Annotated in this window: 19 protein-coding genes, 1 tRNA gene and 1 pseudogene; 12 read left to right on the top strand and 9 right to left on the bottom strand. The window is 64.2% G+C overall.

Annotation, left to right across the window (positions count from 1 at the left end; genetic code table 11):
• Positions 1 to 28: 28 nt before the first annotated feature.
• The gene (locus tag FJ949_RS02355; RefSeq protein ID WP_140492020.1) at positions 29 to 1,576 is read right to left on the bottom strand and encodes an aldehyde dehydrogenase family protein; all 1,548 of its coding nucleotides are present in this window, start codon (positions 1,574 to 1,576) and stop codon (positions 29 to 31) included.
• A 292-nt stretch (positions 1,577 to 1,868) separates the two neighbouring features.
• Between FJ949_RS02355 and FJ949_RS02350 the strand changes: the two genes are divergently transcribed.
• Positions 1,869 to 2,711: an IclR family transcriptional regulator gene (locus FJ949_RS02350; RefSeq protein ID WP_140492015.1), complete on the top strand. Its 843-nt coding sequence runs from the start codon at positions 1,869 to 1,871 to the stop codon at positions 2,709 to 2,711.
• A 198-nt stretch (positions 2,712 to 2,909) separates the two neighbouring features.
• Here FJ949_RS02350 and FJ949_RS02345 read toward each other — a convergent pair whose 3' ends face one another.
• The gene (locus FJ949_RS02345) at positions 2,910 to 3,671 is read right to left on the bottom strand and encodes an IclR family transcriptional regulator C-terminal domain-containing protein (RefSeq protein WP_140492012.1); all 762 of its coding nucleotides are present in this window, start codon (positions 3,669 to 3,671) and stop codon (positions 2,910 to 2,912) included.
• Positions 3,672 to 3,794: 123 nt separating this feature from the next.
• Here FJ949_RS02345 and FJ949_RS02340 point away from each other — a divergent pair, with 123 nt between their 5' ends.
• The 3 genes from FJ949_RS02340 to pcaF are packed head-to-tail and all read left to right on the top strand — an operon-like array spanning position 3,795 to position 6,394.
• A complete protein-coding gene (locus FJ949_RS02340) occupies positions 3,795 to 4,517 on the top strand; it encodes a 3-oxoacid CoA-transferase subunit A (protein WP_140492009.1) in 723 nt (240 codons plus the stop codon).
• On the top strand, positions 4,514 to 5,185 hold the full coding sequence (locus tag FJ949_RS02335; RefSeq protein ID WP_140492006.1) for a 3-oxoacid CoA-transferase subunit B: 672 nt from the start codon (positions 4,514 to 4,516) through the stop codon (positions 5,183 to 5,185). Before FJ949_RS02340 ends, FJ949_RS02335 begins: the two co-directional genes overlap by 4 nt.
• Entirely contained in the window at positions 5,186 to 6,394 is a 1,209-nt protein-coding gene (pcaF, locus tag FJ949_RS02330) for a 3-oxoadipyl-CoA thiolase (protein ID WP_140492003.1), read from the top strand. It abuts the gene before it with no gap.
• A gap of 246 nt (positions 6,395 to 6,640) precedes the next feature.
• Here the strand turns inward: pcaF and FJ949_RS02325 are convergent.
• Positions 6,641 to 6,715, bottom strand: a tRNA-Gly gene (locus tag FJ949_RS02325).
• 217 nt (positions 6,716 to 6,932) lie between these two features.
• Here FJ949_RS02325 and FJ949_RS02320 point away from each other — a divergent pair.
• From FJ949_RS02320 to FJ949_RS02305, 4 genes are all read left to right on the top strand, one after another.
• Positions 6,933 to 7,430 carry a prolyl-tRNA synthetase associated domain-containing protein gene (locus FJ949_RS02320; RefSeq protein WP_140492000.1) on the top strand — a complete coding sequence of 166 codons (498 nt, stop codon included), beginning with the start codon at positions 6,933 to 6,935 and terminating at the stop codon, positions 7,428 to 7,430.
• A gap of 78 nt (positions 7,431 to 7,508) precedes the next feature.
• Positions 7,509 to 8,501: a thioredoxin gene (gene trxA, locus FJ949_RS02315; RefSeq protein WP_140491997.1), complete on the top strand. Its 993-nt coding sequence runs from the start codon at positions 7,509 to 7,511 to the stop codon at positions 8,499 to 8,501.
• A 163-nt stretch (positions 8,502 to 8,664) separates the two neighbouring features.
• Positions 8,665 to 9,336, top strand: a complete 672-nt coding sequence (locus tag FJ949_RS02310) for an LON peptidase substrate-binding domain-containing protein (RefSeq protein ID WP_140491993.1) — start codon at positions 8,665 to 8,667, stop codon at positions 9,334 to 9,336.
• A 19-nt stretch (positions 9,337 to 9,355) separates the two neighbouring features.
• Positions 9,356 to 9,604: a Trm112 family protein gene (locus FJ949_RS02305; RefSeq protein WP_140491990.1), complete on the top strand. Its 249-nt coding sequence runs from the start codon at positions 9,356 to 9,358 to the stop codon at positions 9,602 to 9,604.
• Between the two features lie 377 nt (positions 9,605 to 9,981).
• Here the strand turns inward: FJ949_RS02305 and FJ949_RS02295 are convergent, their stop codons facing one another.
• From FJ949_RS02295 to FJ949_RS30575, 3 genes are read right to left on the bottom strand one after another with little or no spacing between them, the layout of a single operon-like run.
• Positions 9,982 to 13,338, bottom strand: a complete 3,357-nt coding sequence (locus FJ949_RS02295; RefSeq protein ID WP_140491987.1) for an error-prone DNA polymerase — start codon at positions 13,336 to 13,338, stop codon at positions 9,982 to 9,984.
• Positions 13,335 to 14,810, bottom strand: a complete 1,476-nt coding sequence (locus FJ949_RS02290; RefSeq protein WP_140491985.1) for a DUF6504 family protein — start codon at positions 14,808 to 14,810, stop codon at positions 13,335 to 13,337. The genes FJ949_RS02295 and FJ949_RS02290 overlap by 4 nt, the downstream gene beginning before the upstream one ends.
• Positions 14,752 to 15,807 carry a hypothetical protein gene (locus tag FJ949_RS30575; protein ID WP_140491982.1) on the bottom strand — a complete coding sequence of 352 codons (1,056 nt, stop codon included), beginning with the start codon at positions 15,805 to 15,807 and terminating at the stop codon, positions 14,752 to 14,754. The genes FJ949_RS02290 and FJ949_RS30575 overlap by 59 nt, the downstream gene beginning before the upstream one ends.
• A gap of 250 nt (positions 15,808 to 16,057) precedes the next feature.
• On the opposite strand from FJ949_RS30575, the gene FJ949_RS02280 reads away from it, so the two are divergent.
• Positions 16,058 to 16,480: a metallopeptidase family protein gene (locus FJ949_RS02280; protein ID WP_140491980.1), complete on the top strand. Its 423-nt coding sequence runs from the start codon at positions 16,058 to 16,060 to the stop codon at positions 16,478 to 16,480.
• Between the two features lie 19 nt (positions 16,481 to 16,499).
• Here the strand turns inward: FJ949_RS02280 and FJ949_RS02275 are convergent, their stop codons facing one another.
• Positions 16,500 to 17,129 (bottom strand): TetR/AcrR family transcriptional regulator, encoded by a 630-nt coding sequence (locus FJ949_RS02275; protein ID WP_140491977.1) that lies wholly within the window; start codon positions 17,127 to 17,129, stop codon positions 16,500 to 16,502.
• A 170-nt stretch (positions 17,130 to 17,299) separates the two neighbouring features.
• Here FJ949_RS02275 and FJ949_RS02270 point away from each other — a divergent pair, with 170 nt between their 5' ends.
• The gene (locus tag FJ949_RS02270) at positions 17,300 to 17,977 is read left to right on the top strand and encodes a hypothetical protein (protein WP_210239739.1); all 678 of its coding nucleotides are present in this window, start codon (positions 17,300 to 17,302) and stop codon (positions 17,975 to 17,977) included.
• Here FJ949_RS02270 and FJ949_RS02265 read toward each other — a convergent pair.
• Complete coding sequence (locus tag FJ949_RS02265; protein ID WP_140493464.1) at positions 17,964 to 18,170, bottom strand: DUF1737 domain-containing protein; 207 nt, start codon at positions 18,168 to 18,170, stop codon at positions 17,964 to 17,966. The genes FJ949_RS02270 and FJ949_RS02265 overlap by 14 nt on opposite strands.
• 55 nt (positions 18,171 to 18,225) lie before the next feature.
• Complete coding sequence (locus FJ949_RS02260; RefSeq protein ID WP_140491974.1) at positions 18,226 to 19,122, bottom strand: CoA ester lyase; 897 nt, start codon at positions 19,120 to 19,122, stop codon at positions 18,226 to 18,228.
• Positions 19,123 to 19,185: 63 nt separating this feature from the next.
• Here FJ949_RS02260 and FJ949_RS02255 point away from each other — a divergent pair.
• Together FJ949_RS02255 and FJ949_RS02250 are read left to right on the top strand one after the other, a co-directional pair.
• Positions 19,186 to 19,308 (top strand): annotated as a pseudogene (locus tag FJ949_RS02255) (ATP-binding protein); the annotation flags it as partial.
• A 28-nt stretch (positions 19,309 to 19,336) separates the two neighbouring features.
• A complete protein-coding gene (locus FJ949_RS02250; protein ID WP_140491971.1) occupies positions 19,337 to 20,503 on the top strand; it encodes an FAD-binding oxidoreductase in 1,167 nt (388 codons plus the stop codon).
• The last annotated feature ends 13 nt before the right edge of the window (positions 20,504 to 20,516 follow it).

Here is a 20,516-nt window from a genome sequence, read left to right as displayed (position 1 = left end):
CCGCGGCGAAGAGCGCGACCTCTTTCGATCACCTGGTCATGATCGTGTGGCTCTGCTCGCGCAGGTACTGTGGCAGGAACCACGAGCCGAGACCGCCCTTGCCGCTGACCCCGGTGCCCTTCCAGCCGCAGAATGGCTGCGCGCCTGGCCATGCACCCGTCGTCGCGCCGCTCGCACGGTTGGCGTAGAGAACCCCTGCTTCGGCGGTGTCGAGGAAGTGACGCAACTCTTCCTGGTCGTTGGTAAAGATGCCGGCGGATAGTCCGTAGGCGATGTCGTTGCCCTCTTCGATCGCGGCATCGAGACTATCGAAACCGCGGACGACCACGAAAGGCATGAAGAGTTCGTCGCGGGTCAGCCGGCCCGGACCATCAAGTTCGACGACCGTCGGCAGGACGTAGTTGTCCGCAAAGCCCTGGCCCAGGGCGGCGCCCCCAAAATGCACCTTGCCTTTGCCCTCGACTTCCGATAGTGCGGCCTGGAAAAGGGCGACTGTGGCGTCGCCATAGACAGGGCCCATAAAGGTCTCGGCCTTGCGAGGATCTCCGACCACCAGCTTTGCGGCGAATGCTACCAGCTTCTCGATGAATTCCGCCTTGACCTTCTCGTCGACATACACGACCGAGCATGCGGAGCACTTCTGGCCTTGCAGGCCGAAAGCGGAGCGCGCCACTCCCTGCGCCGCACGGTCGAGATCGGCCTTGCTGGTCACGTAGGCAGGGTTCTTGCCACCCATTTCGGCGATGACGGGCTTCATGTGGGGCAGCGTTGCCATGTGACGGAAGATGCTCATGCCGGTCTTATGGGAGCCCGTGAATGCAACGCCGTCGATGCCGTTGTCGGTGGCAAGAAGGCGCCCCACCTCTCCATCGCCAAGCACGATGTTGAAAACACCTTCGGGCAATCCCGCCTTGCGAAGCGTTTCGGCAATCAGCAGTCCGGTCAGCGCGCAACCCGGCGACGGCTTGTAGACCACCGCATTGCCTGTCAACAGCGCACCCGAGACCATGCCGATCGACAAGGCGAGCGGAAAGTTGAAAGGAGCGATGACCGCGAAGACGCCATAGGGCTTCATGACGCTGGTAGCGGTCTCGTTTTCGACCAACATGTTCATCGGCCGGACGAACCCGTTGTTCGCCTTCATCTCCGATGCGTAGTACTCGACCATGTCGAGGCATTCCTCGGCTTCGCCGACTGCCTCGAGGCGGGACTTTCCGATCTCGTATAGCGCCGCCAAACCAAGGTCATACTTCCGCTCCGCCAGCGCCTCTCGCCAGCGGGCGCCGAATGCAAGGCGATCGTCCAGCGTCGAACGGTTCCAGGCCTTCGCGCCGGCTCGGGCAGCCTGGATCGCCGACTTGACGTCTGACGGGGTTGAAGCCGGGAACTTGCCGAGAGAGATCTTCTTGTCGATCGGGCTCAGGATCTCTTTCCGAGCGCCAGTCGCAAACGGCGTCGACCACTCGCGACCCAGTGTGTTCTTCTCGAAATCCGGGATCATTGCGTCGAGGTGAGCGTGAACCGGGGAAAAATCCACTCCGATGTTCGAGTAGGTCACACGCGGGAGTTCAGCCATTTCAAGTTCCTCCGAAAATCGGTATTTAGTCCGATAATCAGGATTTGGCTTGCGAGTCAATCGAGGGGACCATAAAATGGGGATAATACCGAATTTCGGAATTTGCGAGGACATTTCCGGATTCGGGTACTAACGGAGCCCGATTGATCGAGGGCGTGCGGCCGTTCGGCTATTCTACGGAGACCCCGGGCTCAAGGCGCGGCGGAATAACAAGGGACCGACCTTGCCCCTCATGTCTGTTTTGAACGATAACCTTCTTGCAGTTGCAATTGTCAGATCGGCGTAGGTGCCCTTGAATACGAAGTCGAAGAAGCCGAGCGCCAAGGACAGCCCCCTCGAGCGCTACATCTCGATCATGGAGACGGTCGCGCCGTTCGAGCATGGCCTGACGGCGATCGAACTCGAAACGACGCTTGGATTGCCCAAAACCACGATCAACAGGCTGCTGCATGCCTTGATCGAAAGCGGGATGATCACCGCCGAGAGCGTTCGCAATCGGACATACCGTCTCGGCGATCGCCTGTTGCAGCTGCTACAGATGTCTCCGGATAGCGGCTGGCTGACGACGCTCGCGCAGCGACCGCTTCAGGATTTGGCCGACCGCACCGGCCAGTCGGCGTTCCTGTCGAAGTTCGACGGTACCGAAGTGCGCTCGGTCACCTGCGTCGCGCCCGACACTCCGGTCCGGACCTATGTCATGCCGGGCATGGCCATGCCTGTAAATGCGACCGCTTCGGCCAAGGCGATCCTTGCGTTTCATCCGCAGGAGACCGTGAAGAGGATCCTGGCGACGGAGCTGCGCAGCTACACCGATCGGACGAAAACGAAGATCGCGGAGTTGACCAGGGAATTGGCCGACGTTCGGGAGCAGGGTTACGCCATGGACCTGGCCGAGCATGTTCCGGGCCTGGGCTCGATAGCATTTCCGATAAGGCCGACGAGCGGTGAGGTGATATACGCGGTGGGACTTACGGGACCCTACGGTCAGATCATAGAGCAAAACTTCAAGCAGCATTGCGCAGCGCTCGCGGAGGCCGCCCAGCGCATGGCGAAGCTGGCGCAGATGCAGGCCTACAACGGATCGGCTATGGCCGCAAAGAATGCCGCCGCGGATCAGCGACAGGGCGGTGCGTGAGAGGCCGGTCACTTGCGCGAAAGACACGTCGCGCTTTGAACCGAGAATGTAGTTTCGCGATCTCCGTCTCGACGGCGGCGAATGTCCGGCTCCCACCCTCCGATCCGCGACCTTGATCTTCCATCGACAAGATCATGGGTGGGAACATGCTCTCCTATCTCGAGCGACTTGGACGCTAATTCCCTCCATGGCAGCGCCCTAACGCAGCACTGCCCGCAGTTCAGCTTGGAGTGCACGCAACGGCTCCAGGTAGAGCGCAACGAGATTGCCGACACCCACTTGTGTCGCCGCAACGCCAACGTTCACGGCTGCGATCACCGTCCCGCGCACGGTCATCAACGGCACGGCGATCGAGCGCAATCCGAGCTCGACCTCCTGATCGATCAACGCGAACCCTTGCGTCCGCACCCGCCCCAACTCCGCAAGGATGGTGTCGGGGTCAGTCAAGGTGTGAGCAGTCCGCGCCGGCAGGGCATGGGAAGATAGAAGATGTGCAGCGCGTTCCGGAGGCATGGCTGCCAGGAGCACGCGCCCCATGGAAGTGCAGTATGCCGGAAGCCGCGAGCCGGGCATCAGCGCGATCGACATCACCTTTCGCTGCGCCGCGCGCGCGACGTAAACGACGTCGGTGCCGTCCAGAATCGAGACGGACGAGCTTTCGCCGAGCCGCTCCGAAAGGTCATCCAGCAAAGGCTGCACCAGATGCGGCAGCGGCATGGTTGCCAGACAGGCTGTCCCGAGCCTCAACACGCGCGGAGTGAGCGTGAAGAACTTTCCGTCGTAGTCGGCGTAGCCGAGATGGGAAAGCGTAAGGAGACAGCGTCTGGCTGTCGCCCTGTCGAGACCGGACGCATTCGCGACGTCCGTGATCGACTGCCGTGGCCGTTCCACCGTGAACGTCTCTATGACGGACAACCCCTTGGCCAAGCCACCCATCGTGTCTCGTTCGGAAATGGGCATCCATTCACCTTGTGCGATATGTCAACAAACGAATGATATCGCACAAGCCGGCTTGCCGAAAGATCTCGTCTGCCGATACGTGTGGCGGCGAAATCCATCTTGGTGCCGGGAAAGGCAGGTTACGTGGACAAGACAATCGCGAGCCTCGCGGAAGCAGTGGCAGTCGTCCAAGACGGCATGACCGTCATGATCGGCGGCTTCGGCGGCGCAGGTGCTCCGATAGAGCTGATCCACGCCCTGATTGACCATTTTCGCGCTACCGGCGCCCCGAAAAACCTTACGATCGTCAACAACAATGCAGGGAACGGACGGATCGGCATCGCCGCCATGATCGACAATGGCATGGTCGCCAAGATGATCTGCTCGTTCCCGCGCTCGTCCGATCCGCGGGCATTCACCGAGCGGTACCTCGCCGGGAAAATCGCGCTCGAACTGGTTCCACAGGGGACCCTGGCCGAACGAATCCGCGCCGGTGGCGCGGGCATCCCGGCTTTCTACACGCCGACGAGCTACGGGACCGACCTCGCGGCCGGCAAGCCTGTGGCCGAGTTCGAGGGGCGCCACTATGTGCAGGAACGTTGGCTGAAGGCGGATGTGGCCCTCATCAAGGCGGAACTTGCCGACCCTCATGGTAACCTCACCTACAGGAAGGCGGCACGCAACTTCTCGCCGCTGATGGCGATGGCCGCACGCACGACCGTCGTTCAGGCGCGCCGGATCGTCCAGCCGGGTGCGATTGATCCCGAGCTGGTCGTGACGCCCGGGATCTTCGTGGACCAGGTGATCGAGGTCTCGAACCCGATGCAGGAAGAGGCGCTTATCCGCCAAGGGGTCGCATACGCATGACAGTCAAGCTGACCAACGCGCAGATTGCATGGCGCGCCGCGCAGGACATTGAGGACGGCGCTTATGTGAACCTCGGCATAGGCTTTCCCGAGATGGTGGCGAGCTTTCAGCCGCATGGGCGCCGGGCGATCTTCCACACCGAAAACGGCATCCTCAATTTTGGCGAAGCCCCGGCGGCAGGCGACGAGGACTGGGATCTGATCAATGCGGGCAAGAAGGCGGTCACGCTCAATCCGGGCGCTTCGTTCTTCCACCATGCCGACAGCTTCGCGATGGTGCGTGGCGAACATCTCGACGTTGCCATTCTCGGCGCCTACGAGGTGGCCGAGACCGGTGACCTTGCGAACTGGAGCACAGGACCCAAGGGCATACCAGCGGTCGGTGGTGCCATGGATCTGGTGCACGGAGCAAAACGCGTGGCCGTCATCACCGATCACGTCACCAAGGACGGTCGTCCGAAACTGGTGAAAGCCTGCAGCCTTGCCCTGACCGGCGTGCGCTGCGTGACGAGGGTCTACACGAGCCTTGCGGTCATAGACATCATCGATTGTCGTTTCGTGCTGCGCGAGAAGCTGCTTGCGATGAGCTTCGATGAATTGCAGGCGCTGACCGGCGCAGAGCTTAAGGTCGATGGCGAAATCAAATCCTTGGCGGCACCGGAGCTCTGAATGACCGAGGCCTTCATCTGCGACTACATCCGCACCCCGATCGGCAGGTTTGGCGGTTCGCTGTCCTCGGTCCGGGCCGACGATCTCGGCGCGGTGCCGCTGCGAGCGCTGCGGCACCGCAATCCAGGCCTGGACTGGTCCGCGGTGGATGAGATCATCTTTGGCTGCGCCAACCAGGCAGGCGAGGACAACCGCAATGTCGCGCGCATGTCATCGCTGTTGGCTGGACTGCCGATCGAAGTCCCCGGCAGCACCGTCAACCGCCTGTGCGGTTCTGGAATGGACGCCGTGGGCATCGCTGCACGGGCCATCAAGGCCGGCGAAGCCGACCTGATCATCGCCGGTGGCGTCGAATCCATGAGCCGCGCGCCGTTCGTGCTTCCGAAGGCGGGCGAGGCGTTCTCGCGCAACGCCGAGATTTACGACACCACGATCGGTTGGCGCTTCGTCAATCCATTGATGAAGAAGCAGTACGGCGTCGATTCGATGCCGGAGACGGGTGAAAACGTTGCGGAAGCCTTCAAGGTCAGCCGCGCCGATCAGGATGGCTTCGCCGCACGCAGCCAGGCCAGGACCGCCGCCGCTCAGGAAAATGGCCGGCTGGCGCTGGAGATCACTCCGGTGACCGTACCCCAGCGCAAAGGCGATGCTATCGTGGTCGATCGCGACGAACATCCACGCACCGGAACGACAACCGAGTCGCTCGCCAAGCTTGCAGCGCCGTTCAAAAAGGAAGGTGGCACCGTCACAGCGGGCAACGCTTCTGGCGTGAACGACGGAGCGGCAGCGCTGATCATCGCGTCCGAAGCCTCCGTCAAGGCATTCGGGCTCACACCGATCGCCCGGATTCTGGGCGTCGCGACGGCCGGGGTTGCCCCACGGATCATGGGGATCGGCCCGGCTCCGGCGACACGCAAGCTTTGCGCGCGCCTCGGCATCGCGCCTTCGGACTTCGATATCATCGAGCTGAATGAAGCATTTGCCTCCCAAAGCATCGCCGTGCTCCGCGAACTCGGGATCCCCGAGGACGCGGAGCATGTGAACCCGAACGGCGGAGCGATCGCGCTCGGGCACCCGCTTGGGATGTCGGGCATTCGCATCACCGGCACTGCCGCGCTCGAGTTGCGGTCCCGAAAAGCACGACTGGCCCTGGCCACGATGTGCATCGGTGTCGGACAGGGTATCGCGATCGCTCTGGCCAGTGCGTAGCGGAGATGATGCGACGGTCCGAGTCAGGCGGATTGCATCGATCCGCAGCGAAGCAGCCACGGGTATGGATCGGTTGACGTTCGTCAGCTTGTCGATTCGCTAACAGACCAGCGCTGTGGCGAGCCGACAAAGATCGTGCTCTGGCTCGCCAAGTCGTGGGAGATATCAATGACCTACGGGCAAAAAAGAAGCGCCGCACTAGGCGGCGCTTTTCTCTTAATTGCTTGATTCCCCTGGAGGGAAACTTGGAGCGGGTGAAGCGATTCGAACGCTCGACCCCAACCTTGGCAAGGTTGTGCTCTACCCCTGAGCTACACCCGCTCGCGCGGCTTTGGGCCGCAAGCCGGGCCTATATGGCTGAAGAGCGCGGCGATTGCAACAGGGAAATCGCAGGCTTTTTTCAATGCGCCGGACGAGGCCGGCAAGGCCGCCGGCGGCAGCCGGAAGGATTCAGCGCCGCGTCGCGCGGTGGTCTTGTCTCGACCATGTCATTGGCCGTAAACGGCATGGCTGGAAACCAGCCGAAGACGAGAACCCCATGCCCAGGACCGAAGCCGAGCTCTTTGCCTTTCTTGCCGAACTCGGCATCGCCGTTTCGACGAAACGCCATCCGCCGCTCTATACGGTCGCCGATTCGCAGGCGCTGCGCGGCGAAATCGCCGGCGGCCACACCAAGAACCTGTTCCTGAAGGACAAGAAGGACGCCTTCTTCCTGGTCACGGTCGGCGAGGACGCTGTCGTCGACCTGAAGCAGATCCATCATGTGATCGGCGCCGCCGGCCGCGTTTCCTTCGGCAAGCCGGAGATGCTGAAGGAGCTTCTCGGCGTCGCCCCGGGCGCAGTCACGGTGTTTGGCCTGATCAACGACACGCAGCACAGGGTCAAGGTCGTGCTCGACGAGGCGCTGATGCGGCATGCGGTGATCAACGCGCATCCGCTGACCAATGAGGCGACGACGTCGATCGCATCGGGCGACCTCGTCAGATTCGTCGAGGCAACCGGGCACGATGCTGCTATCTTGAAAGTCTCGGCATGATCGCCACATGGATGGCGAAACCGGTTTCCAACCAAGGACAGTGCGCCGATCCGCTGGCGCCACCGAAAGGGCGACGACATGAGTGACAACAATCCGTTTGGCGGCTCCTTTGGCAACAGCGGCGGCCAGTATGCCACGACGGTGCAGTATGGCGGCGGCGCGGAACCGCAGAAACCTGCGGCCGGCGCCGCCCCCGCCGGCGACGTCATCAAGGATACGACCACCGCGGCCTTTGCCGCCGACGTCATCCAGGAATCGCGCCGCCAGCCGGTGCTGGTGGATTTCTGGGCGCCGTGGTGCGGGCCGTGCAAGCAGCTGACGCCGCAACTGGAAAAGGCGGTCCGCGCCGCCGGCGGCAAGGTCAAGCTGGTCAAGATGAACATCGACGACCATCCCTCGATCGCCGGCCAGCTCGGCATCCAGTCCATTCCCGCGGTCATCGCCTTCAAGGACGGCCAGCCGGTCGATGGCTTCATGGGCGCCATCCCCGAGAGCCAGATCGCCCAGTTCATCGACAAGGTCGGCGGCAAGGGCAATGGTGCGGCTGATGTAACCGAGGCGCTGGCGGCGGCGGCCGAGGCGCGCGCGGCCGGCGACGTGCAGACGGCGGCCGACATCTATGACGCCGTGCTCGAGCAGGCGCCGGAGACGATCGAGGCGATAGCCGGGTTGGGCGAATTGCTGTTCGAGGCTGGTGATACCGAAGGCGCCGAGGCGATGCTGGCGCGGGCGCCGCAGGCCAAGGCCGATGCGCCGCCGCTGGCCGCGCTGCGCGCCAGGATGGCCTTGGCCGCGCAAGCGTCCGAGCTCGGCAACCCAGCGGAGTTCGAGCGCCGGCTGGCTGAGAATCCCGGCGACCACCAGGCCCGCTTCGATCTGGCCATGGTCCAGAACGCCAGGGGCGAGCGCGATGCGGCCGCCGACAATCTCCTGGCCATCATCAAGGCTGACCGCGGCTGGAACGAGGACGGCGCCAAGGCGCAATTGCTGCGCTTCTTCGAGGCCTGGGGCATGACGGACGAGGCGACGCTTGCCGCGCGGCGCAAATTGTCGTCGCTGCTGTTTTCCTGAGCCGGCGCGGCCGAATGGTCGCGCGGGGCTTGCACCCGGCGCCGGCCGCGCCAGATAGGACGAATCCGGCCCGCCTTTCCCTCGGGAAGCCAACAACCCCGGGCAGCGACAGGCGGATCGCGGCATGGAGGCGCTTCCCAGGCGAAGCGATCGGAGGAACGAGGTGCAAGCGGGAAACGCTCACTACCGGCTCGCCAGGGATCTGCCGTCGACCATCCCGGTCTTTCCGCTCGAGGGCGCGCTTCTGCTGCCAGGCGGCCGCATGCCGCTCAACATCTTCGAGCCGCGCTACCTGCAGATGGTCGACGAGGCGATCGCCGGCTCCCGGCTGATCGGCGTCATCCAGCCCAGCCTCGACGGCGCCTTGCGCGACGATGGCGAGCCGGAACTCTGCAATGTCGGCTGCGCCGGCCGCATCATAGCGCTTTCCGAGACCGGCGACGGCCGCTACCTGATTTCGCTGCAGGGCGTGTGCCGGTTCCGTGTCACCCATGAACTGACGGTCAAGACGCCGTTCCGCCAGGGCAAGATCGCCCCCTTTCTCGCCGATCTCGACGACGACCAGGCGGCCGCCGAGGTCGACCGGCCGGCGCTGCTGCGGGCGTTCCGCTCCTATCTGCAGGCCAACGACCTGGAGGCCGACTGGGAAAGCGTCAGCCGGGCCGAAAACGCCATGCTGGTCAACGCGCTGTCGATGATGGCGCCCTATGGACCGGCCGAGAAGCAGGCGCTGCTCGAAGCGGCCGATCTCAAGACCCGCGCCGAAACGCTGATCGCCATCACCGAAATTGCGCTGGCGCGCGAGAACGAGGATTTTGGCTCGAGCCTGCAGTAGGATGTTGAGAGAGGGCACGATGGCGGCGGATGGGCGTGACGGAAAGAGAGCGAATGTCGACCCCAGGATGCTGGAGCTGCTGGCTTGCCCGCTGACCAAGGGGCCGCTGGCCTGGGATCCCGAGCGCGGCGAACTGATCTCGCGGGCCGCCAAGCTCGCCTATCCCGTGCGCGACGGCATCCCGATCATGCTGCCTTCGGAGGCACGGAGCATCTCGGCGGAAGACGTGCTGCCGCCGCGGCTGGGCGGGCCGGCCGGCTCGACGTGAAAATTATCGGTCGGCATTCTACGGCGCCCCCCTCTGCCCTGCCGGGCATCTCCCCCTCAAGGGGGGAGATCGAATGTCACCTCCGCCTTCGCCAATCTCCATTGTTGCAGGAATTGGCGGAGCGTTGAAACTGCCAATCTCCCCCTTGAGGGGGCGAGGAGTGGTCCATGAAGTGGACGCAAAGCCAATTGCTTGGCTTTGCGAACGAAGAGCGCCCGAAGCGACAGCGAAGGGCCGGGTCCGGCAGGCGAGAGGGGGGCTCGCCCGCCAGCGTCAAGTTTCGCACCGCTGCGGTGCGGAGACGTCGCGGCATGAATCCTCGCGCCGCGTCGCTTCGCTCCTTGCTCCGCCGGTGGATGACGAAGGCATTGATGTGTCTACTGAAAATTGCGGCCCCTGGGCATGACGCTTTCCGCTTCTTCCGACAGTGTTGCCAAATCCTGCCCGGCCGGTGGGTTCCGCATCGCGGGCCGGCCGGGACGATCCGGATCCTCCCTCGAGGCATGCCCCTGAGAACCGGCGCCCGGCAAACTGGCCTGGTCGACCTTCTCCAGCAACACCGTGAGCCAGGGCGTCAGATCCTCGATCTTCTCGGCGACGATGTGGACGACATCCGATTCCGACTGCAATTTGCCGGTGACCTTGACGAAGCGCGCGCCCATGACGATGGGACGGAAGCGGTCGAAGGTCCGCTGCCAGAAAATGACGTTGGCGACGGCTTCGTCATCCTCCAGCGTCAGGAAGACCGCATTGCCCTTGCCGGGGCGCTGCCGCACCAGAACGAGCCCGGCGACCGAGACGCGCCGTCCGTCCCGCACCGAGCACAGCCTGGCATTGGGCGTGACGCCGGCCCGGTCGAGCCGCTCGCGCAGGAAGGCGACCGGGTGCGCCTTCAAGGACAGGCCGAGCGAGCGGTAATCGTGGATGACATGCTCGCCGAGCGGCATTTTCGGCAGCTTCGTCTCCGGCTCCAGCTCGCGTAGCCGCAGCGCCGGCTGATCGAAAAGCGGCAGCTTTTCGGCGGCACTCTTGCCGTCGAGGGCGCGCACCGCCCAAAGTGCGGCGCGGCGGTCGAGGCCGAGCGAGCGGAAGGCATCGGCCTGCGCCAGTCTTTCGATCTCGGCGACATCGAGGCCGGAGCGCAGCCAGACATCCCGCACGGATGCGTAGCCTGAACCGCGCCGCTCGACGAAGGCGTCCATGCGCTCCTTGGAAAGTCCCTTGATCTGCCTGAAGCCGAGCCGCACTGCGTGCTGCGTCGCGATGACGCCGCGCATGTCGGCATGGCGCGGCAGGATGTGGGCCGGGTCGAAAGTCGCCTGTTCCAGCGTGCAGTCCCAGACGGAGAAATTGACGTCGACCTCGCGGATGTCGACGCCATGATCGTGTGCATCACGAACAAGCTGGGCCGGCTGGTAAAACCCCATGGGCTGTGAATTCAGGATCGCGGCGCAGAACACGTCGGGATAGAAGGTCTTGAACCAGCAGGAGGCATAGACCAGCAGCGCGAAGGAGGCGGCATGGCTTTCGGGAAAGCCGTATTCGCCAAAACCCTCGATCTGCTTGAAACAGCGTTCGGCGAAATCCCGGGTGTAGCCCTTGCCGACCATGCCGTCGATCATGCGCCGGCGGTAATTGCCGATCGTGCCGGTGCGCTTGAAGGTGGCCATGGCGCGGCGCAACTCGTCGGCCTCGCCAGGCTTGAAGCCACCGGCCACGATGGCGATGTTCATCGCCTGTTCCTGGAACAGAGGAACGCCCAGCGTCTTGTGGAGGATCGCCTCCAGCTCCGGTTTCTGATACTCGGGCTGCTCCTTGCCTTGCCGGCGGCGCAGATAGGGGTGGACCATGTCGCCCTGGATCGGGCCGGGCCGCACGATCGCCACCTCGATGACAAGGTCATAGAATTCTTTTGGCTTGAGACGCGGCAGCATCGACATCTGCGCGCGCGATTCGATCTGGAAGACGCCGATCGTGTCGGCGCGACCGATCATCTTATAGACCGGCTTCGCCTCTTCCGGCAGGGTGGCAAGGACATAGGGCTGCCCGTAAGGGTCTCGCGCCTGCGGATAATGGTCCGTCAGCAGAGTGAAGGCGCGTTTGAGACAAGTCAGCATGCCGAGCGCCAGCACGTCGACCTTGAGGATCTTGACCGCGTCGAGATCGTCCTTGTCCCATTCGACCATCTTGCGTTCCTCCATCGCCGTCTTGACGATGGGCACGATCTCGTCGAGCCGGTCCCTGGTGATGACGAAGCCGCCGACATGCTGGGAGAGGTGACGGGGAAAGCCCATGATCTCGTTGGCACGCTCCATCACGTGCCGCGATATGGGGTCGGCGCGATCGAGGCCGCCGGCCCGGGCTTCCTTCTCGCCGAGCTCCGAGGTCGACCAGCCCCAGATCGAGCCGGAGAGCGATGCCCTGACATCCTCGGACAGGCCCATCGCCTTCGACACTTCGCGCAGCGCCGAGCGGCCGCGATAGCTGATGACGGCGGCGGCCAGCGCGGTGCGCTTGGAGCTGTATTTCTCGTAGATATATTGGATGACCGTCTCGCGCTTTTCATGCTCGAAATCGACGTCGATGTCGGGCGGTTCGTTCCTCTCCTCGGAAATGAAGCGTTCGAACAGCGTGTCGATTCGCTCCGGCCCGACCTCGGTGATGCCGAGGCAGAAGCAGACGACCGAATTGGCGGCCGAACCGCGCCCCTGGCAGAGAATATCCTGGCTGCGGGCGAATTTGACGATGTCGTGGACGGTCAGGAAATAACGGGCATAGTTCAGGCGCTCAATAAGGGCGAGCTCTTCCTCGATGCGCCTCGTCACCGATTGCGGCACGCCCGAGGGATAGCGCCTGGCCGCCCCCTCCCGCGCCAACCTTTCCAGCTCCGCCTGCGGGCCGAGCCCTGATTGCGTCGGCTCGTCGGGGTAATTGTACTGAAGGTCGCTGAGCGAGAAGGTCAGCTCCTGCGCGAAGCGCAGCGTTTCGGCCAGTGCCTCCGGGTGCCTGCGGAACAGGCGCGCCATCTCCAGCGGCGGTTTCAGATGGCGCTCGGCATTCGCCGTGAGTTCCAGCCCGACCTCCGAAACGGGAATGTTGAGACGGATCGCGGTCAGCACGTCCTGCAGCGGGCGGCGTTCGGCCGTGTGGTAGAGGACGTCGTTGGTCGCCATCAAGGGCAGGCCGGCCAGCTCCGCCATCGCCGCCGCCTGCTCGATCCTGAAGCGGTCGTTTCCCGCGTAGTCGGGCGAGACACCGAGCCGCAGGGCCCCGCCGAAACGGTCCTTGAGCTGGCGAAGCAGGGCAAGGCTGTCTTGCGCGCCTGTCGCCAGAGCGGGCAGGACCGCCAGCGACATCAGTTCGCCCCATTCGAGAAGGTCGTCGCGCCGCAGAAGGGTCGCGCCCTTTTCGTTCTCCTCGCGCAGATTGGCTTGCGTGAGCATGCGGCACAGATGTCCCCAGCCCTTGCGGTTCCGCGGATAGGCGAGAATATCAGGCGTGCCGTCGCAAAAAACCAGCCGGCTGCCGGGGTGGTAGGCAAGCGTCTCGACCTTGGCCTGCTGCCAGGCGCGCACCACGCCCGCCACCGTGTTGCGGTCGGCGAGCCCGATCGCGGAGAACCCCATGAGCTTGGCCGCGACCACCAGCTCCTCCGGCTTGGAGGCGCCGCGCAGGAACGAGAAATTCGACTGGATGCCGAATTCCGCATAGGGAATGGCGGTCAGCGCGTTCATGCGAAGACCCCGTGCAGGAACCAGCGCGGCGGGATTTCAGAGCCGCCATAGAGACCTTGCCGGTAGAGCCAGTAGCGGCGGCCGTCGGCATCCTCGATGCGGAAATAGTCGCGTGTCGACGCCGCTTCGTCGCTCGAAAATTCACGCCACCATTCCGGCGCGATGCGTTCAGGGCCTTCGGCGCGGGCGACCCTGTAGAGCGCACGCCGCCAGCGGAAATTCAGCGGCGGTCCCTCGGGCATTTCGGTGGCCGGCACCTCAATCGGCTCGGGCGAGCGGAAAAGCCGGATCGGCCGCTCCGGCGGGAAGATGGTCATCGGCGCCTGCATCCTGTCCGGTTTCTTCGGCGGCGTGATGCGGCGCGGGGTTTCCGTGAAGGGGATGGTGGCGACGGCACGCTCGGGCAGATGGCTTTCCACGACGACCGGCTTGAGAACCGCGCCCTCGCCGAGCCGGGCGCGGATGCGGTCGGCGAACAGCGCGATATCGGCGCCGTCGTCGGTCGTTTTGCCTGTCAGGTCGGCCTGCGGCATGTCGAAGGCCGCCGCCGCCAGCACCGAAAGCCGCACCAGGTCGAAGCCATAGCCGGCATCGATATGCTGCTCGAGGGCGGCCAGCCGCTCATGGAACAATTTCTGGATCAGCCGGGGTTCGCGCATCGGTCGCGACGTGCCGAGCGCGATGCGGCTGACGGCGCCGTCGACGCGGAACAAGAGCAGCGCCAGGCTTCTCGCGCCTTCGCCGCGCCGCTCGAGGTCGATCTTCAGGGTCGTCGCCAGCATGCCCACCAGCCGTTCTATGTCCTCTGTCAGCGTGACGGGCTCGGCCAAATGGCGTTCGACCGAAAGCGGCGCGACGGGCAGGCGCGGCGACACCGCCTCGTCGAGACGGCCGAGCGCCTGGTCGAGGCGCAAGAGCAGGGAGGCACCGAAGCGGCGGGCGAGCGGCGCGCGCGGCGCGGCCATCACCGCGCCCGCCGTGCGCAGGCCAACACTTTCCAGGCTGGCGCGGGTTTCCGGCGCGATGCGTAGCGCCGCCAGCGGCAAGGGCGCCAGGAGCGCTTCCTCCTCGCCGCCGGCAACGATGCGGTCGCCGCAGAACCGCGCCGCCGCCCAGGCGGCGCCGGGTGTCGCGGCAAGGCCGGCACGGACGTCGAAGCCCTGATGGAAGAAGCGCGACAGGATCTCGTCCAGCATGGCGCGTTCGCCGCCGAAAAGATGGGTGCAGCCGGTGACGTCGAGGAACAGGCCGTCGGTCCCGTCGAGCGCCACCAGCGGGGTATAGCGGTCGCACCAGTCCGCAAGGCCTTCGAGCAGGCGCCGGTCGGCTTCGGCATCGGCCTCCATTATGTCGATCGACGGATGCATGGCGCGCGCATCGGCGATGCCCATGCCGGGCTTCAGATGCAGCGCCTCAGCCCGCTCGTCGAGGGCTAAGATGCGTTGCGCGTTGCTGTCGCGATGGCTGATCACCAGCGGCCGGTGATCCGATGGCCGGGAACGCCAGGACCGCCCCAGGCGCTGCCGCAGGATCCGTTCGGCCGCGAGATAGGGAAACCACAGGGACAGGATTCTTTGCTCGTTCTTCCCCAATCCGTCTTTCATCGAATATGCGTTCATCGGGGTTCCACTCCAATATGAATTGTCCTGGCAGGGCCGTGCGGCTCTTGCCGATGCTGATGGTGAAGGCGGGGCGGCCGATCGAGCCGGCAAGCGGCCCGGCGACCGTGTCGCGCGGCCCTGCCGGCGCCGGCGAGACGATGAGGCGGACGGGCGCCGCCGTCGGTTCGGGTTCGGCCGCCTGCCGCAGCAGGAAGACCGGCCGGCCGGCGCTCTGCGCGCGGGCGTGCAGCCGGCGCGTCGCGGTCAGGTCCAGCCGCTGCGGATTGCCGCGGACTTCAAGGATGACGGCGGCGAGCGCCGTCATGCGGGCCGCCTCCTCGGCGACCCACAGCGCATCGGCGAGCCTTGGCGCCTCGGAAAACAGCAATTGCTCCGGCTCGATGCCGAAGGCGGCGTGAAGGCCCCGGGCATAGGGAAAGCCCGCCTCGCGAAAAACCTCCTGGGTGCCGATCCACAGCACCGGCAATCGCGGCCCTTGCTTGAGGATCAGGCTGGGCTTGAGGATCAGGCTGGCGAGCGACAGGGCGAAGCCGGCGACCGCTCCGGCATCGCGGGTCTCGACGCCATGGATTTCGCTCAAGGCCGCTTTCGGCAGGCCGCCGCCCAAATCGCCGCCCCAATCGCCACCGAGGGCGGCATCGAGCCGGCCGATGCCGGTGCGCAGGAAAGCATCCGGCCTGGCTACGGCGATGCCGCGCCGGACCACGGTGCGGTCCGCGGCGGCCATGCCGGCGTCGGAAACCGCGCCGGCCGGCGCCTGCAGGCGCTCGGGCAGCGTTCCCTCGATCTTCGCGATCTGGCGGCGCAGGGCAAAAACAGTCTCCCGCGCCACGGCGCTCATCGCCATGACGGTCAGTGTCCACTCACAATTGTTCCTGTTATGTTCTTATAGATTCCAGAGGCGACCCGAAGAGTCAAGCAGACTCATGGGGGAATTTATTCCTCTCCGATAAGAGGGCCAACATGGGTCGGACAGCCGACCGCCCCTCAAGTCATGCGAAACGGCTCCCGGTGCCGTAAGCAATCCTGGGGTTGGCCGCCGCGTCATTTGCCGATTGTGGCCCAAAAGCCTATATGCCGGGATCAAAGGACAAAGCATGGCCCGCATCTACAAGACCCGCATTTGGCACGACCAGCTTTCGCCGTCGATGGACGAGATCGAGTTCCTGGCGCTGGAGGCCTACGCCCATCTACCCGAGGATTTTCGCAAGCTGACCGGCGAGATCGTCATCCAGATCGCCGAATTCCCGACCGACGAGATCATGGACGACCTGTCGCTGGAAACGCCCTTCGACCTGCTCGGCCTATTCGAGGGACGCGGCATTGCCGAGCGCTGGAACCCGCAGACCGGCGAAGGCCCGAACCGCATCACGCTCTATCGCCGCGCCATCCTCGACTACTGGGCCGAGAACGAGGAGACTTTGGGCGACATCGTCACCCATGTGCTGATCCACGAGATCGGCCACCATTTCGGCCTCTCGGACGACGATATGGAGAAGATCGAAGAGGCAGCCGAGTGACCGGTTCTACGTCAGGCCGTCATTTCACAATGAGTGTGACGAAATGTTTTAATACGTTCTGCACAGTCTGCTCCCCGGTATGTCCTGCCACTGCCCATTGCGCAAAATGTCCATCAATGTACATGCGTGCGAGCCCGTAGACGAGCGCCCTCGCGGCTATCTGGGTCTCTGCCATGTCGTCCGACCGGAGCATGTTTCGCCGCTGTGCTTCTGCCATTGACGCTTCCATCAGCGAACGCACCGCTTCATTATCGTGACGCAGCGACTCCGAAGCATCCCAATCAATAAGATTGCGTGTCGAGATGATCTGGAAGTGGGTGGGGTTTCGAATTGCCCAGCGCAAATAGGCGATTCCAACAGCGGCAAAGCGTTCGATCGGATCGTCCGTCGCAACCTTCTCGACCGCATTCGTGATCTCCGAGCGGAATCGGCTCATTGCCTGCTCCGCGACAGCCGTCATCAACGCGGTCTTGTTGCTGAAGTGACGGAATGGCGCGCCGGGGGAAACCCCGGCACGTTTTGCGGCTTCGCGCACGCTCACATTGTCGGGGCCGCCTTCCTCGACCAGTTGAACCGCGGCATCGATCAGGACCTCCCGCAAATTGCCATGGTGGTAACCAGTGCGATGAGACGCCTTGGCTTTTGCCATCTCTTTCCCTTCGTTCCGTGGAGCAGCTCCCCGCCTCTGTAGCATGATTCCGCGATTTATGTAATCGCCGTTTACAATTCCGGCCAGAGGATGTAAGCAGTGATTACAGATGGGATCGGAACAGGCCTGCGGTCTTCGCGGCTCCCGAATTCCCAACTGAGGAGACGAACATGCTCGCCAGAACAGCCCCACCCCGCCCGCAATCGGTCATTTCGCATCAGAGTCCAGCCGAAGAACTTCAGCAGGAGAATTTCGCGATTGTTCGGTCGAGCGCGACCGTGCCCAGCCTCACGCTTTATCGGCTTGCCGCCGTCGCCGGGATGGGAAGCGCGCTTATTCTTCTGGTCAACGCGGCTAAACGCAGCTCGCTCATCGCGACCACCGATCTGACGCAACTTCTCGCACCAGTCGCCGAGATATTGGCACTTGGCCTCGTCGTGGGCCTGTTTCTTGCGTTTGGCCGGCGCGCGGGGCTGTTCGGCACTATCGCGTTTGTCATCAACTTCGTTGCGTTGGCAAGTTTGGTAGGCGTGGAAGCAGTGATCAATCTGGTATTTTCGAAGCTTCCGCTCACAACCATCGTCGAGCTGCGAGCCGGACCGCTCGGTCTGGCTCTGGTCGCCAGTTCGGTTCTTTTTCTGGTTGGAACGCTCGCGTTTGTAATCTCTCTCGCCGTTGCAAGAGGCGTGCCGCGCATTCCTCTCGCTCTTTATCTCATTGGCGCGGTGCCGATCGCGCTTCGTGCGTTCGTTCCGGAGCTGGCTCTTGACCTGGGCTTGGCGATGCTTGCGGCATCGATCGCCTGGCTGGCGGCGTGGCTGTGGATGCGAGGGGCTACCAGTCGCTGAGCTTGGTGTCCGGCCCGTATTCCTGGCCCTCGACATCCTTCACCACGGCCTGGCCGCAGCGCATGGTCTTGGTCTTCTTGTCGTAGGCGTAGGTGGGGGAGCCGAACAGGTGCCAGCCCTTGTTCAGCGCCGCCGTCACCTTGTGACAGAAGCTGGCGTCGTCCGGAGCGGTGAGAAAGCGGTAGAGTTTCATCATTCAATTCCTGTCGTCAGTCCATCGCCCGCGATCGGCAATCCAACACGGCACATCATGCGCCGACGGCCGCCGCCTTCGCCAGCAGTTTTTCGGCCTGCGCAAGGTGCAGCCGTTCGACCATCCTTCCCTCCAGCGCAATCACGTTCTTGCCGGCATTTTCCGGAAGCGCAAAGGCCTGCTTCACCGCGCGGGCCTTGGCCACCGCCTCCGCCGATGGCGCAAAGGCACGGTTCGCCGCCTCGATCTGGGCGGGATGGATGAGCGTCTTGCCGTCGAAGCCCATGGCGGCCGCTTCCGTGCATTCGCGGCTGAAAGCATCGAGCGCGCGAAAATCGTTGAAGACGCCGTCGACGATATCGAGGTCGCCGGCACGCGCCGCCAGCACCATCTGCATCAGCCACGGCAGGAGATAACGCCGGTCCGACGTCGCCATAATGCCGGTGTCCTTGATCAGGTCATTCGTTCCGGCAACGAAACAATCAAGCCGCGAGGCAGGATCGCGGCCAAGTTCGGCGATGGCGCCGACATTGAGCACGGCCTTCGGCGTTTCGATCATCGCCCATAGTTTCACGCTGTCGGGGGCGGAATTGTCGTCGAGCACGTCACCCGCCTCGAGCACGTCGCGGGGCGTGTCGACCTTGGCCAGCAGGATGCCGTCCGGCTCCGCCTTGGCCGCCGCCAGCAGGTCGGCGCCGCCCCATTCGCTCGAGAGCGCATTGATGCGCACCACCATCTCGCAGCGCCGGCCACTATGGTTGGTATCAGGACGATTGCTGAAGATGCCGGCCAGCCTTTCGCGCGCCGCGGCCTTGTCGGCCGGGGCGACGGCATCCTCCAGATCGATGATGACGGTGTCGCAGGCAAGCTGCGCCATCTTGGCCAGCGCCTTGTCGTTCGAGGCCGGGACATAGAGCACCGAGCGGCGCGGGCGGTAGGGATCGGTCGTCATGCCAAATCTATGCCGCCTGCCGCGGGTTGAGGCAAGGGAGCAGGCGGCCTCGCGCGGTGCTCTACCGGGGGCACCGGCATGGGGCTCGGCATCGTGCTGGCCCTCCTGAAAGCGCAGGATGGCACGATCAGGCTGGTTGACTCCGAGCGCGGCACGCGCTTCGAGATTGTTTTGCCGGTCGCGTAAGGACGCCGGCAGCGGATCGGAGAAAAAAGTGCGCTACGACATCGTCATCATCGGCGGAGCCATCGTCGGCTCCTCGATTGCCTATTATCTGCGCGAGGAGGGCTTTTCCGGCAGGATCGCGCTGGTCGAGCGCGACCCGCAATTTTCCCACGCGGCGACAACGCTATCCATGGCCTCGATCCGTCAGCAATTCTCCATTCCGGAAAATATCCGCCTGTCGCAATTCACGCTGAAACTGTTCCGCCGGCTGAAGGAAGAATTCGGCGCCGACGCCGACATCGGTTTTCGCGAGGGCGGCTATCTCATTCTCGCCGGCGAGGCCGGGCTGCCGATCCTCAGGGCCAACCACGAGGCACAGCTTGCCGAAGGCGCCGACATTTTGCTGGAGGACGCCGAACAACTCGTGCGCCGTTTCCCTTGGCTGTCGGCCGAGGGCATCACCGCCGGCGCCTATGGCCGCAGCGGCGAGGGCTGGTTCGACGCGCATGCGATGCTGATGCTGTTCCGCAAGGCGTTGCGTGAGAAGAAGATCGACTTCATCAATGCTTCGGTCACCGGCATCGAGCGGCAGGGTGACCGCGTTACCGGCGTCAGCCTCGACAATGGCGAACGGCTCGAGACCGGCATCCTCGTCAATGCCGCAGGGCCGAATGCGGGCAAGGTCTCCGCACTCGCCGGGCTGGCGCTGCCGGTCGAGCCGCGCAAGCGCAACGTCTTCGTCTTCGAGGCGCGCGAGAAATATGCCGACATGCCGCTGCTGGTCGACCCGTCCGGCATCTATGTCAGGCCGGAAGGCTCGGTCTATCTCACCGGCGGCGCCGAGCCGGAAGACGGCGACGGTCCGGCCGATCCCGCCGACTTCGACGTCGACTGGCCGCTGTTCGAAGAGGTGATCTGGCCGGTGCTGGCGACCCGCATCCCGGCCTTCGAGGCAATCAAGCCGACGCGCGCCTGGGCCGGCCATTACGACTACAACACGCTCGACCAGAACGCGGTGATCGGCCCGCATCCCGAAGTCGGCAATTTCCTCTTCGCCAACGGCTTTTCCGGCCACGGCCTGCAGCAGGCGCCCGCCGTGGGCAAGGCGCTGGCCGAGTTGATCGTCCATGGTGGCTACCGCACGATCGATTGCTCCCCCTTTGGCTACGAACGCGTTGCCGAAGGGCGGGCGTTCCGCGAGTTGAATGTGATTTGAGCCGAGTCAAGGT

Origin of the sequence: Mesorhizobium sp. B2-4-1, from assembly GCF_006442185.1 — a bacterium.
GTDB lineage: Bacteria > Pseudomonadota > Alphaproteobacteria > Rhizobiales > Rhizobiaceae > Mesorhizobium.
This window is presented reverse-complemented; position numbering and strand designations above follow the sequence as displayed.